Genomic DNA, 12,275 nt, shown 5'->3' on the forward strand with positions numbered 1-12,275 from the left:
ATTCCCCCTACTTATGCCTTTATGCTGTGCTGACGGATGACGTCCATGAGCAGCTGAATATCGCGGTACTTCATTTTAAACGAAACGGGATTGCAGATCATGCGGGCACTGAAATCCATGAAATAATTCAAGACTTCCAGTCCATTCGCTTTCAGCGTGTTGCCCGTTTCAACAATATCGACGATGACGTCGGACAAACCGACGATGGGTGCCAATTCGACAGAGCCATTGAGTTTGATAATATCTACACTGTGATGATTGGCTTCAAAATAACTGCGCGCAATCCGCGGGTACTTAGTACCGATCGTAATTCGCCTGGTCATGTCAACTTTTTTCCCGGCAATGCCGGCGACAGCCATGCGGCAGCAGCCGATGCCGAGGTCCATAACTTCATAGACATCCGCTCCCGGAGCTTCTTCAAGGAGAACGTCTTTGCCGACGATGCCGACATCGGCCGCCCCTCGTTCGACATAGACCGCCACATCGGGCGATTTGACTAAAGTCACCTTGAGCTGTCCTTTGGCATCTTCAAAAATCAGCCGGCGACTTTCTTCGGAATACGTCGGAAATTCATAGCCGCTGTCGGCCAGATATTTCATGACGGCTTTATGAATGCGGCCCTTAGCCAGGGCAATGTGAATGGCCATCTTACAACCTCCCCATCAATGTTTCCAGGTCTTCTGCCGTCAGGCACTGACCGTCTTTATAATACGAGCCGTTGCGGTATATGGCATGAATGCTGTAATCAGAACTATCGATAAATGACGAATCAGGATAGGCCGCAACGCGGAACCCTTTACTGCGCCAATTCATAAGGTCCCGAATCAACGGCTGATCACTCGTCGTATAGGAAACGGCTAACTGAAAAGACGGCTCCGTATCTTCAAGAATACCGGCATCGTTCATGTATTCATACAAGAGGTTGATATTCATGCCGAAGCCGCAGGCCGGACGATCGACGCCAAAACGAGACGACAGGCGGTCATAGCGGCCGCCGTCGATGATATCGTACAAGGCTCCGTCAACATACACCTTAAAGACGGTATCCGTATAATATCCCAAAGGACTGGCAAAGCCGAAATCGAGTTGGACTTTATCGGCATAACCGGCATAGAGGATGTAATCATAAACGGCTTCCAATCGAGACAAGGCATTCAGCATGCCGCTGTTAATCGAATAGTCTCGAGCCTTGCTGAGAGTCTGGGCATAGGAACCGAACAGAACCGGCAGGGAAATGAGGGCTTCCCGGGCTTCCGCCGAAAGGGAGAGGGACTCAATATAGGACTTACAGGCAACGAGGTTTCGTTCTGCCATGTATCGTTTCAGGGTTTCCTTCTGTTCTGCCGAAATGGGAAGACCTTCGAACAGGGCCTTCGTATAGGCAGCCGTGCCGATATCGATGCGAATGTTTTCGACGCCGACAGCCTTTAATATCTCTGCTGCCGTAACGATGACTTCGCCATCACATTCCGGGCTGGAGTCGCCCAAAATTTCAATGCCGCCTTGTAAAAAATCCTTGCCATATGTCGACCGGCCGTAGTATTCACGAAAGACCGTGCTGACATAACCGAATTTAATGAGCTGGTTGGCACGAGGAAATTCTCGGGCCGCCGTTTCAACGACGGGCAGCGTCACATCGGGGCGCAGGACGAGGACCCGACCGTCGGTATCGATGGTCTTAACCATTTGCTGGCGAAGATGAGGAAAGAAGTGCCGGTACACATCGTAATCTTCAAAACTGGGCGTCTCAATAATCTTACAGCCGTGGTTCATGATGACGGAAATGATTTTTCCCTGGATTCGGTCATAATTGCGCATTTCATCATGGTGGAGCATCTTCACTCCATCCAAGGTATTGTTGTTCATCCTATGACCACCCTTTCTTTATCACTTTATCTTGGTAAAGTATTAAAATATTAACTGTTGATTATTGTACCACAAAGTTCCAAAAATAAAAATACCTTTTTCTAAATTTTTACGCTTTTTCCGAATCTTCGCCATGAGAATGGAGCCGTTTCTTGACAGCCTTTTCAAACTTCGGTCTGGGAATCATAACCCGGTGTCCGCAGCCGGTGCAGCGGATGACAAAATCGACGCCGATACGAAGTACTTCCCACTCATTGCAGCCGCAGGGATGGGCTTTCTTCATTTGGACCACGTCGCCTACATAGTAACGGACAAAATCAGCCATAAAAAATTCCTCCTCTATCAGAAGCTAATGATTGCATATATATCATTATATAGTCTGAACCATGGCCCTGCAAGTCACTGCTGTCCGAAAAGGAGGGTGCAATTGACCGACCTCATAGGCTGTGTTAAGATAAGGGATAATCACAGAAACGAGGAGGGATTTTTTTGACGTCATCGACGAACCAGCAAAGCCTGCGCCGATTATATCGACTCTGTTATGCTGTCGGCTCTGTCCTGACCTTGTGCATGGTCGCCCTTTTGGGCTGGATAGCTGTCTGTATCGCCTTAGAAAAAGAACCGCTGGCATCGATTGCCTTTTTACCCGATATGCCAACCTACGGTATCTTCATCCTCATCGCCGTCACGGCGGCGGTCACCATTGCCGTCTGGCAATACGGCGCATCATTTCACCAACGCTATGAAGAATCGGTAAGAAAGGAAGGGCCTCTAAACCAAAAACATGAAAAAGAATGAATTCATGGACCTCTTGCAGTATTATTTCCGCAAGAGCGATAAAAATGACTTAAAAGGCATCATCGAAGACTGTGAAGAACAGTTCCGCCTCGGCGCCAGTCAGGGCAAAACAGAAGAAGAAATCTGCTGTAAACTCGGCCACCCGAAGAACATCTACCGTTACTATATCGGCGAACCCGTTGTCCCCGAAGACAATCCTCGCATGCCCGGAGATGACTATGACGACTCGTACGAAGAATACGACGATTTCGGCCCGGGGACTGCCTCTTCCCGCTATGATCTGCCGGAACAGCCGGACGACTATGGCCGGCCCCGGAAGACTCGCCGGTCCTACCAGTCCCGTCCGCCCCAACGCCGATCGTACCAAGAACCGGACCGGGAAACGGGGCGTGATTTCAATTGGAATGACGGGGCAAACAACACGGCCAAAGCCGTTGCCAGCCCTTTTCTGGACATTCTCGGCACCTTGTTCGGCATTTTAAGCGGTTTCTTATACGCCGGGCTCACCCTGATCATCTTGGCGTCCATCGCCATCTCCTTCATTCCCGCCTACGCCTACAGTGATCTTCTGCCCTTGCCTACGATTTCAGTCATGACTCGCGTCCTGGTCGTACTCACGGTGCTCTTCGCCAGCTTAACGGCCACGTATGCCGGCCAGGCCTGCCATGCGGCAGCCCGCGGAAGGAGGTCCTGATCATGGCTCGCGTTATTATCTGTCTCTTTTTGACCCTGGCCTTTGCCTTCGGCAGCTATACGTCCTTTATGAGCAGCGACTACCCGGCCCTGAAGCGTTGGATGACTTATTATAAGGAATATAAGGAACTCCAAGGAGCTTTAGATAAGGGCAATGCCAGCAAAGAGGAAATGCTCGATAAACTGCGGACCATGTATCCCGAAAAAGCCGCCGAAATCGAACGCCAATTTGAATCGAAGTACGGCAACCTGAAAGATTCGGCCGCAGAAGCCGGTACGGACCTCAGGCAGGAATGGGACTCCCGAGTTCGTGACGACAGCGAAAGCCTCCGCAGCCGGGATGAATCTTCCGATTCCGAAAAGTCATCCGATTCGTCGACCCGCCGCAAAGAAGAGACGCGGGATACCCGCCGTGACGATACCGAATCCCGGGCGGAATCTTCCGATCGTTCGGTCGTTCACGACAATAATCGTGCAGCAGACGAAAAAAAGCAGTAATTCGCCCCTATTCCTTTTTATCAACAAGGAATAGCTCTTCGTTGACAGTAAAATCAAAAGGTGTTACAATAATAGCAACCCAGAGGGGTGCTAAAAATAACAATATCCCTATGACTTTATTATCATTAAGGAGGAATTGAATTATGGAATTAAAAGGTTCAAAAACAGAAAAAAACTTACAGGCTGCATTTTCCGGTGAATCCCAGGCACGCAATAAGTACACCTATTATGCCAGCGTAGCAAAAAAAGCAGGCTACGAACAGATCAAAGCCTTCTTTGAAGAAACGGCCAACAACGAAAAAGAACACGCTAAAATCTGGTTCAAACTTCTCCATGGCGGCGAAATGCCGAACGACGTCGATGCATTGAAAGATGCGGCTGCCGGCGAACACTACGAATGGACGGAAATGTATCCGACCTTCGCTAAAGAAGCTCGCGAAGAAGGCTTCGACAAGATCGCTTTCTTGTTCGAAAAAGTCGCTCAAATCGAAAAACATCACGAAGAACGTTACTTAGCGCTCCTCAACAACATCGAATCGAAACAAGTATTCAAACGTTCTGAAAAGAAAACGTGGGTATGCCGCAACTGTGGTTTCATCGTAGAAGCTGACGAAGCTCCGAAGATCTGTCCGGTCTGTGCTCATCCTCAGTCCTTCTTTGAAATCCAAGCTACGAACTACTAAGCAATACGAAGGGAGCCCTCTTACGAGGGCTCCCTTTTTTTATTGCCTATGCAGACAACACCTTGTTATTCTTCTACGCGAAAACGATAACCGTTTCCCCAGACTGTTTCAATCGCCGTAAACGGCGGCTCTACTTCATTCAACTTATCCCGCAGGCGATTGACATGGACCGTGACCGTCGCCAATTCGCCCAAGGCGTCGAGATGCCAAATCATTTCAAAGAGGTATTTCTTAGAAAACACCTGATTGGGGTGACGGGCCAAAAACAAAAGCAAGTTGAATTCCTTGCCCGTCAAGGAAATTTCCCGACTGCCGCGAAAGACTTGATGCCGTTTGACAAAGATACGCAGATCTCCGATTTGGATATCGGGCTTGCTGTTATCCGCCTCCGTACGCTGGCTGCCTAAGAGTCGTTCATGGATATCGAGATGGGCTTTTAAGCGGGCAATCATTTCCGACGGATTAAAAGGTTTTACGATATAATCATCGGCACCCAAGCTGAATCCTTTTACCTTATCTTCCAAGGCATCCCGTGCCGTGATGAAAAGAATGGGGACGTTGCTGACGGCCCGCAGTTTGCGGCACAGTAAAAAACCATCCGTATCGGAAAGGTCGACATCGAGGATGACCGCCTCAATATCGCCCCCGTCAAAAAGTTTCATTCCCTCTTTACCTGTCATGGCGACGGCCACATCAAAGCCGTTCGTCTCCAGAAAATCGCGTTCGATAGCCGCAATCATCCGGTCTTGATCAATAATTAACACACGCGCCATAACAATCCCCCCTCAGAAATGATTCAATCAGCTTAGTTCCCGGTCTGAAGCCGGCGGAACCCGTAGTCTAAAATGGCCGGAGCATCGGTCCATCGATTGTCATCATTATACAGGACCAATACTAAGGTATGGCCGTCTCGCGTTGCCGATGCGACCAGGCAGTCGCCGGCAGCGTTGGTAAAGCCTGTCTTAATACCATTGGCTCCTTGATAGCCGCTGGTCAGGAAATGATTCGTCGTCGTGACCCGTTTCGGTGCCCGATTATCTAAATAATGGACGTCATAGGCCTTGAGGCCGACGATATATCGAAATTCAGGGAAGTTTTTCATCCCATAAGCGGCCATCTTAGCCATATCCAAGGCCGTCGTATAATGGTGGGCTGCCGTCAGTCCGTTGGGATTGACGAAATTCGTATGGGCTGCTCCCATTTTAACGGCTTCTGCATTCATCTTTTCCGCATAGCCTGCAACGGAACCGCCCAGAGTCTGTGCCACAGCGACGGCAGCGTCATTGCCGGAAACGACCATCATGCCCCGCAAAGCTTCGCGAATGGTAATCGGGTCTCCCGGCGCAATTCCCAAGCTGGAAGGCTCGGTATTGGCCGCTTCCCAAGAAATCTGTAAAGGCTGATCCAGTTTATCTTTATACTGATCTAATGCCGTAATCAAGGTAACGATTTTTGTCGTACTGGCCGGATGGACCCACTTTGTCGGATTGACCTGATATAATACTTTTCCCGTATCGATATCGATCATACACGCCGATTCGGCAATTGTCGGCGGCATATCGGCCTGGGCCGTCACCGTCATGGAACCAATCATAAAGCCAATTGCAATAACCGTAGTCAACATAATTCGTTTTAAAATTGAAAACATCAAATGCGCCCTTTCTTTTCTAAAAATCAATAGATAAACAGGTATCTTACAAACCTAAACTATTAATAATATTATATTTTTTATCAAATAATCTGTCAATAAATCGGGACTCCGCAAAGGGGACGTACTTTCCCCGGCCGATTCCCGATTTATTGAACAGTTATGCCTTTTTCATCGACGCTAGGCCTGCGGTTTTACCACCGTTTGGAAGATTTCCTCGCCGATTGTTTTTATCCAGAATCCAATGAGGTTGCCGTAGGTATCCCGATTGGCATCGGCTTCCGCAGCCTTGATGAGATACGTCATGAACCGGCTGGCCCAGGCATACCCGAAACGTTCAAAGGGCGCCTGTTTCTCACGGGAAAGCTGATCGATGATCGGCATGAAAATGTCTCGGGTCACTTCTTTCAGCTTCTCTGTAAGGGGATAAACATAGGCCATTCCCTTTTCATCTTTCTTCATGAAAACAAGGGCTAAGCGTTCCGGATCATGGCCGTCGTCAGCATAATCGAGATGATATGCCTCTAAGGGAAGCCGCTCTTTATCCTCTTTGCTGAGCAGCTGATAAGCCCCATATTTAATGATTTCATACAACCGATCGTCGTAGGCGCTTTCGCATTCGATGATTTTCTCCCGCCATTCGCCCCAGGTCAGGGCAGCCCGGCAGGTGTATGCTGCCAAGGACGTCGTCCCCAAAGCACCTTGAACTTCGTCGAGGGTAACGGTTTCCTTAGGGTCAGGAATGTGCCATATCAGCAGTTTCTTGTCCCTGTCGATATAGAGGCACTTGCTTTCAATATGGATCTTACTTTGGCAGTGAGGACAGGTATAAAAAAATAAATTCTCATCAAAAAGAACGCGGTCCTTCAGGGACACATCACCGGCGTCAATGATATCCCAAGTATGGAATACCCCGGACGCCCGGCATGCCGGACACTGGATGGAAACGTCCATTTCATGGGTTCCTATGGTCGAGGCCATGGGCTACTCCCCTTTCTCTTGTTTGTCTGAGTATAAGGCTCGAATCTGTAAGGCCGTCTGCTCGACATCGGCCAGGCTGGGCCTCGTCAATTGTAAAAAAGGCTGAATGATGGCTTCTACAGCCTTCACCTTCCCGGCCAGAACGATCGGGTCCGGTGTTCCTTCACGACAAGGCAGCAAGGCCAAGGCCGTACCGATTTTCGCCGCCAGCCCTCCGCGTGCACTTGCCGAGGCCTCCCGCAATTGATGGAGCCAAAAGAACACCGCCGATTTCGTATAGGCTGCCTGTTCCGCATCATCGGCGCAGACGATATCCAATCGGTCAAAATCGCCGCCTTCCGTGAGCAGCAAGGGAACGACGGCCGCCGCCGCCCGCTGGAGAGGATAGCCTTTATCGGCTGAGCTGAGCGGTGCCAAGGCCAGCTCTTTCAGCTTCTTTTCCCGGGCCAACTGCAAGGCCTCTCGGCAGGCCGATAAGAGGGTCTCTTCCTCTCCCCGTTTGCCGCCGGCCCAATAAGGCCCTACGGCATGGATGACAAAAGCGGCTTTTAATTGGCAGCCCTTGGTCATGACGGCATGGCCGACGTGACACATGCCGATATGACGGCAATAGGCCGAAAAAGAAATGCCCCCTCTTTGATGAATCTTACGGCTGACGGGACTTGTCGGCAACAGGGTTGAACTGGCAGAATATACGATTCCGTCGGTATTCCATTCCGATATATCACCGTTTAATACCCGAAACTGCATGGCAGTCACACCCTTTCACAATGGATAAGTTCATTATACCATTACTTTACAAAGGTATTAATAGCCTTCTTCAGTTTTTCTACAGCAGCTTCATCATCGTCACGGATGGCATCGACGATACAGTGGTCGATATGGTCCTTCAAGATGACCCGACTTACACCGGCAATGGCCGAATGGACAGCCGCCAGCTGAACTAAGACGTCGCTGCAGTCCCGTTCCTCTTCGACCATGCGCTTAATGGCTTCGATATGACCGCTGATGCGCGACAAGCGGTTCATGACGCGCTTCGTTTCGGCATGGTGATGATGGTGACCCCTCCCATGATCGGCAATGGGCACAGGAGAGATGTCCTCGTCGTAAACAAAATCGTCGGCATCGGCGTCCTTGATGGCTTTGATGAAATAAAACGACTCCGTATCCATGGCGACGGTAACTGAAAATCCTGCACTGATCAGTTTTTCCCCCAGGATATCGACGGGCGGCAGGATTGGTGCCCCGCCGTGAATGGCATTGACGGCCTTGCGGGACATATCATGCATGATGACCAGCATCCCGCCCGGAGCGACGGCATCGTACAAGCGGCGGATGACGTCGCGGCTGTGGTCGGCGATGTGGGGATAAAAATTAAGGCAGCAGACGGCATCGTAACGACGGGCCTCAAAGTGGTATTTAAGGACGTCCCCCGTCGTAAAAGTAACGTTCGCCAAAGAGGAAAATTTATCCTTAGCGACATCGATCATCTGCTGGGAGTAATCGAAGCCTTCTACCGCCCCGTCAGCACCGACGGCCTCGGACAAATAGGGCAGGAGGACGCCGGTTCCGCAGCCGGCATCGAGGACGGCCGCCCCTGTTTCAAGCGCCATCAGCCTTAAAAATTCCGACAAAATGGTCCGATTCTCTTTCCGGTCACGGTCCCAGTGTTTAGCATAGTTCTCAAAAAAAACGTGTTCCTTATCCATGCGTATTTCCTCCGTTCGGAGTGGATTCATGCCTATAAAAAACGGTCCTGCCGCATAGCGGTAGGACCGTTCAGGTGGTGCGGTTGGGGGGACTTGAACCCCCATGAACTTTCGTTCACTACCCCCTCAAAGTAGCGCGTCTGCCATTCCGCCACAACCGCATATAAAATTAAAAAAAGAATATGGCGACCCCGATCAGATTTGAACTGACGATCTTCGCCGTGACAGGGCGACATGTTAAACCGCTACACCACGGGGCCGTTTCTATTCGCTGCTTCTCAACGAGAAGCTATGGTGCGGTTGGGGGGACTTGAACCCCCATGAGCTTACGCTCACTACCCCCTCAAAGTAGCGCGTCTGCCATTCCGCCACAACCGCATGACATGATATTGTTGGTGCTCAGGGACGGAATTGAACCGCCGACACGGGGATTTTCAGTCCCCTGCTCTACCGACTGAGCTACCTGAGCAAAAAAAATGGCGACCCCGATCAGATTTGAACTGACGATCTTCGCCGTGACAGGGCGACATGTTAAACCGCTACACCACGGGGCCGTTTGCCATTGTATCGGCACGTAGTGCCTCAACGATAATTATTCTATCATGGTCGTCTATATTTTGCAAGCTATTTTTTTATAATTTTTTACAAAGGGACAATTTTCCTTTTCAGAAAAACCACGCTGCCGCCCTCTTCGTTCCCCCATGTCAGTCCGCTGCCTCCCCTGAACAGCAGTTTTCGCCCCATCGGGCACCCACTCATTAGACCGCCGTGGTCCATACACAAGGCCTTTCCTTTAAAAGTATCGTCGACTCTGTTAAAATAAGACTATCCATCATCACCGAGAGCATCATACTGCATCAACTATACGAAGGAAGTGCCTTTCATGACCCTGCAACAGCTTTATTACATCGTTGAGTTATCAAAACACAATTCCATCTCAGCTGCGGCTGAAGCTCTTTTTATTGCCCAGCCCAGCCTGAGTACGACCATCAAGGAACTCGAAAAAGAATTCCATATCACCATCCTCAAACGGAACCGCCACGGCATCACCTTTACCCCGGAAGGCCTGGAATTTCTTAATTACGCCAATCATATCATCGAGCAGACGATCAATCTGCGGGAACATTTCAATCCCCACCAGCCAAGTAAGAACAAGCTGCGCCTTTCCATCTCGTCCCAGCACTATATGTTTGCCGTCGATGCCTTTACGGACTACCTGCAAACGTTATCCAAAAAGCCGCAGTATGCCATCACCTTCCGGGAAGGCCGTACGTCCCAGGTCATTCAGGACGTCGTCACCCAGCGCAGCCAAATCGGCATCATCTTCATTTCCAAGATGACGCAAAAATTCATGACCCGGACGCTGCGCAAAAACAGGCTGAAATTCACCGAGCTCTTTGCGTACCCTCCGTCGGTCTTTCTTCAAGCCAACCATCCCTTGGCAAAATACCCGTCGCTTTCGATCGATCAGCTCCGGCCTTATCCTTATATTCAATATACGCAGGAAGAAGATTCGTATCAGTTTTCCGAAGAAGTCATCATTCCTGATATCAAACCGGAACGGGAAATCAGCACGACGGATCGTTCGACCTTATTCAGTGTCATTGCCGCCACCGATGCCTATACCATCGGGACGGGCATCTTATTCCGCAACGATCGAAAATGGCCCATCGTATCGATTCCGATGAAAAATCCTTTGGATATTATGCGCGTCGGCTGGATTAAACTTCAGGAGACGCCCTTACCCTTAGCCGCCAGAGCCTATATCGAACAGCTCGAAAAAACCTTGGTTCACAATCATGTCATCGCCGAAAATCAGCCGACCAAACAAGCACCGGAACGAATCGCCCAAAACATACTCACGAAATACCGGTCAGAATAAAGGCCAAAAAGCTCTTCCCTTGCACGGGGAAGAGCTTTTTTATGTTCACGGCTCAGCCGCTACAAGAGCGCAGCCTTTTCATGCGAGCCGTCAACCTGACTCTGGGGCTTTTGAGCTTCAAAATTCCAAGGATCCTTGCGAATAAAACCGTCTGAGAAGGGAATAAAGATCGAAATGATGGCCGAAATGCCGAGAAGGTAAATAAACCAGCAGTACGGCAGGACTTCCAGTGGCGATACCTTGCCGTTGGCAAAGCCGACCATGATCAGCATCTGGGCCCCATAGGGAACGAGGCCTTGGAAAATCGTCGAGAAGGTACTCAAGAGGGCCGCACTGCGGCGGGGATCGACGTGGAACTTATAGCAGATGCGCTTGGCTACTTCGCCGTTGATGATGATAGAAACCGTATTATTGGCCGTAGCAATATCGGTAATGGAAACCAGCGCCGAAATACCCAATTCGGCAGAATTCTTGTCTTTGATAAAGCGCTGCACCGTGGTCAAGAGATAAGCGATGCCGCCGGCCTTGTTGACCATGGCCGCCAAGCCGCCGGTCAGCATAGACAGGAAGAAGATATCCGTCATGCCTAAAAAACCTTTGTAAATCGCTTGGGCAAAAGACAGGGGCGACAAATCTCCGTAAAAGAGACCGATAGCCCCTGCCAGGAGCGTGCCGCCGACGAGGACAGCAAACACATTGGCCCCGGCAACAGCCGTCACCAAAACGACGAGATACGGCAACACTTTGATCAGGCTAAAGGGATGATCACCGGCACTGACGGCCGTCTCTGAACCGCCAAAGAGTACGAGCAAGATAACGGTCAAGATGGCCGGCACCAGGGTCAGCCAAAAATTAAGGCGGAACTTATCTTTCATGGCGCAGCCTTGCGTCCGCGTTGAAGCGATGGTCGTATCGGAAATGATAGAGAGATTGTCACCGAGCATGATGCCGCCCATGACGCAGCCGATCATCAGCGGCAGGGGGATGCCGGCCTTTTCGGCGACAGCTACGGCAATCGGACCGATGGCAGCGGCACTGCCGACGGAGGTCCCCGTCGCCGTGGCGATGAAGCTGGCGATGACAAAGACACCGGCCGCCAGGTATTCCGGCGGAATATAGGTCAAGCCCAAATTGACCGTCGAGTCGATGCCGCCCATGGCCTTGCAGGTAGCCGCGAAGCCGCCGGCCATGAGGTAAATGATGCACATGATAATGATGTTGGAATCGCCGCATCCTTTGACAAAGGTTTCAAATTTTTCGTCAAAGTTACTGTCCCGGATAAGGATAAATGCCGTAATCGCACCGATAGCCGCCGCCAGCGGGGCCGGGAATTGGTAGAATGCCATTTCCATGCCGCTCATATCGAGAATAATGCCGCTGCCCAAGTAGACTGCAATGAATACGACAAAGGGAATCAAAGCCAATGCGTTTGGCTTTATAGGGTGGTCTTCATAACGCCGTTCCTTGGTAATGGCCTTTTCCACCTTCTTTTCGAGGACTTCATTATCTTTCATAAG

14 protein-coding genes and 5 tRNA genes are annotated in these 12,275 nt (G+C 50.4%); 5 read left to right on the top strand and 14 right to left on the bottom strand.

The features are described from left to right. Nucleotides 1-11: 11 nt before the first annotated feature. The 3 genes from hisG to A0U42_RS03940 all read right to left on the bottom strand — a co-directional run bounded on the left by hisG (nt 12) and on the right by A0U42_RS03940 (nt 2,191). Nucleotides 12-647, bottom strand: coding sequence for an ATP phosphoribosyltransferase (gene hisG, locus A0U42_RS03930; protein WP_044505423.1), 636 nt, complete (start codon nt 645-647; stop codon nt 12-14). A gap of 1 nt (nt 648) precedes the next feature. Next, nucleotides 649-1,866, bottom strand: coding sequence for an ATP phosphoribosyltransferase regulatory subunit (locus A0U42_RS03935; RefSeq protein WP_044505422.1), 1,218 nt, complete (start codon nt 1,864-1,866; stop codon nt 649-651). 109 nt (nt 1,867-1,975) lie between these two features. Further along, complete coding sequence (locus tag A0U42_RS03940; RefSeq protein ID WP_044505421.1) at nt 1,976-2,191, bottom strand: DUF951 domain-containing protein; 216 nt, start codon at nt 2,189-2,191, stop codon at nt 1,976-1,978. A gap of 164 nt (nt 2,192-2,355) precedes the next feature. Between A0U42_RS03940 and A0U42_RS03945 the strand changes: the two genes are divergently transcribed. The 4 genes from A0U42_RS03945 to rbr all read left to right on the top strand — a co-directional run bounded on the left by A0U42_RS03945 (nt 2,356) and on the right by rbr (nt 4,538). Then, nucleotides 2,356-2,664, top strand: coding sequence for a hypothetical protein (locus tag A0U42_RS03945; RefSeq protein ID WP_065359951.1), 309 nt, complete (start codon nt 2,356-2,358; stop codon nt 2,662-2,664). After that, nucleotides 2,651-3,358, top strand: a complete 708-nt coding sequence (locus tag A0U42_RS03950) for a DUF1700 domain-containing protein (RefSeq protein WP_083122264.1) — start codon at nt 2,651-2,653, stop codon at nt 3,356-3,358. Before A0U42_RS03945 ends, A0U42_RS03950 begins: the two co-directional genes overlap by 14 nt. Nucleotides 3,359-3,360: 2 nt before the next feature. After that, nucleotides 3,361-3,855 carry a hypothetical protein gene (locus A0U42_RS03955; RefSeq protein WP_065359952.1) on the top strand — a complete coding sequence of 165 codons (495 nt, stop codon included), beginning with the start codon at nt 3,361-3,363 and terminating at the stop codon, nt 3,853-3,855. A gap of 143 nt (nt 3,856-3,998) precedes the next feature. Then, nucleotides 3,999-4,538, top strand: a complete 540-nt coding sequence (gene rbr, locus A0U42_RS03960; RefSeq protein ID WP_065359953.1) for a rubrerythrin — start codon at nt 3,999-4,001, stop codon at nt 4,536-4,538. A gap of 65 nt (nt 4,539-4,603) precedes the next feature. On the opposite strand, the gene A0U42_RS03965 is transcribed toward rbr, so the two are convergent. The 10 genes from A0U42_RS03965 to A0U42_RS04010 form a co-directional block, all read right to left on the bottom strand. After that, nucleotides 4,604-5,311, bottom strand: a complete 708-nt coding sequence (locus tag A0U42_RS03965) for a response regulator transcription factor (protein ID WP_044505416.1) — start codon at nt 5,309-5,311, stop codon at nt 4,604-4,606. A gap of 32 nt (nt 5,312-5,343) precedes the next feature. Beyond that, complete coding sequence (locus A0U42_RS03970) at nt 5,344-6,186, bottom strand: D-alanyl-D-alanine carboxypeptidase family protein (RefSeq protein WP_065359954.1); 843 nt, start codon at nt 6,184-6,186, stop codon at nt 5,344-5,346. Between the two features lie 180 nt (nt 6,187-6,366). Beyond that, a complete protein-coding gene (locus A0U42_RS03975) occupies nt 6,367-7,167 on the bottom strand; it encodes a CpXC domain-containing protein (RefSeq protein WP_065359955.1) in 801 nt (266 codons plus the stop codon). Between the two features lie 3 nt (nt 7,168-7,170). After that, nucleotides 7,171-7,917 carry a macro domain-containing protein gene (locus tag A0U42_RS03980; protein WP_065359956.1) on the bottom strand — a complete coding sequence of 249 codons (747 nt, stop codon included), beginning with the start codon at nt 7,915-7,917 and terminating at the stop codon, nt 7,171-7,173. 41 nt (nt 7,918-7,958) lie between these two features. Continuing rightward, nucleotides 7,959-8,876, bottom strand: a complete 918-nt coding sequence (locus A0U42_RS03985; protein WP_065359957.1) for a metal-sensing transcriptional repressor — start codon at nt 8,874-8,876, stop codon at nt 7,959-7,961. 75 nt (nt 8,877-8,951) lie between these two features. Beyond that, nucleotides 8,952-9,037, bottom strand: a tRNA-Leu gene (locus tag A0U42_RS03990). A gap of 22 nt (nt 9,038-9,059) precedes the next feature. After that, a tRNA-Asp gene (locus tag A0U42_RS03995) sits at nt 9,060-9,136 on the bottom strand. Between the two features lie 32 nt (nt 9,137-9,168). Further along, nucleotides 9,169-9,254 (bottom strand) — tRNA-Leu (locus A0U42_RS04000). A gap of 15 nt (nt 9,255-9,269) precedes the next feature. Beyond that, nucleotides 9,270-9,345: transfer RNA gene (locus tag A0U42_RS04005), tRNA-Phe, on the bottom strand. An 8-nt stretch (nt 9,346-9,353) separates the two neighbouring features. Continuing rightward, nucleotides 9,354-9,430 (bottom strand) — tRNA-Asp (locus A0U42_RS04010). A gap of 329 nt (nt 9,431-9,759) precedes the next feature. Here A0U42_RS04010 and A0U42_RS04015 point away from each other — a divergent pair. Beyond that, entirely contained in the window at nt 9,760-10,758 is a 999-nt protein-coding gene (locus A0U42_RS04015) for a LysR family transcriptional regulator (protein ID WP_065359958.1), read from the top strand. Nucleotides 10,759-10,817: 59 nt separating this feature from the next. Here the strand turns inward: A0U42_RS04015 and A0U42_RS04020 are convergent, their stop codons facing one another. Further along, complete coding sequence (locus tag A0U42_RS04020) at nt 10,818-12,272, bottom strand: Na+/H+ antiporter NhaC family protein (protein WP_083122268.1); 1,455 nt, start codon at nt 12,270-12,272, stop codon at nt 10,818-10,820. Nucleotides 12,273-12,275 lie beyond the last annotated feature (3 nt).

Source organism: Megasphaera sp. DISK 18, from assembly GCF_001682955.1.
Taxonomy (GTDB): domain Bacteria; phylum Bacillota; class Negativicutes; order Veillonellales; family Megasphaeraceae; genus Megasphaera; species Megasphaera massiliensis.

Excerpts from the sequence above, each read along its gene's own strand:
- hisG (WP_044505423.1), bottom strand. The coding sequence starts at position 647 with ATGGCCATTCACATTGCCCTGGCTAAGGGCCGCATTCATAAAGCCGTC.
- A0U42_RS03935 (WP_044505422.1), bottom strand. The coding sequence starts at position 1,866 with ATGAACAACAATACCTTGGATGGAGTGAAGATGCTCCACCATGATGAA.
- A0U42_RS03940 (WP_044505421.1), bottom strand. The coding sequence starts at position 2,191 with ATGGCTGATTTTGTCCGTTACTATGTAGGCGACGTGGTCCAAATGAAG.
- A0U42_RS03950 (WP_083122264.1), top strand. The coding sequence starts at position 2,651 with ATGAAAAAGAATGAATTCATGGACCTCTTGCAGTATTATTTCCGCAAG.
- A0U42_RS03955 (WP_065359952.1), top strand. The coding sequence starts at position 3,361 with ATGGCTCGCGTTATTATCTGTCTCTTTTTGACCCTGGCCTTTGCCTTC.
- rbr (WP_065359953.1), top strand. The coding sequence starts at position 3,999 with ATGGAATTAAAAGGTTCAAAAACAGAAAAAAACTTACAGGCTGCATTT.
- A0U42_RS03965 (WP_044505416.1), bottom strand. The coding sequence starts at position 5,311 with ATGGCGCGTGTGTTAATTATTGATCAAGACCGGATGATTGCGGCTATC.
- A0U42_RS03970 (WP_065359954.1), bottom strand. The coding sequence starts at position 6,186 with ATGTTTTCAATTTTAAAACGAATTATGTTGACTACGGTTATTGCAATT.
- A0U42_RS03975 (WP_065359955.1), bottom strand. The coding sequence starts at position 7,167 with ATGGCCTCGACCATAGGAACCCATGAAATGGACGTTTCCATCCAGTGT.
- A0U42_RS03980 (WP_065359956.1), bottom strand. The coding sequence starts at position 7,917 with ATGCAGTTTCGGGTATTAAACGGTGATATATCGGAATGGAATACCGAC.
- A0U42_RS03985 (WP_065359957.1), bottom strand. The coding sequence starts at position 8,876 with ATGGATAAGGAACACGTTTTTTTTGAGAACTATGCTAAACACTGGGAC.
- A0U42_RS04015 (WP_065359958.1), top strand. The coding sequence starts at position 9,760 with ATGACCCTGCAACAGCTTTATTACATCGTTGAGTTATCAAAACACAAT.
- A0U42_RS04020 (WP_083122268.1), bottom strand. The coding sequence starts at position 12,272 with ATGAAAGATAATGAAGTCCTCGAAAAGAAGGTGGAAAAGGCCATTACC.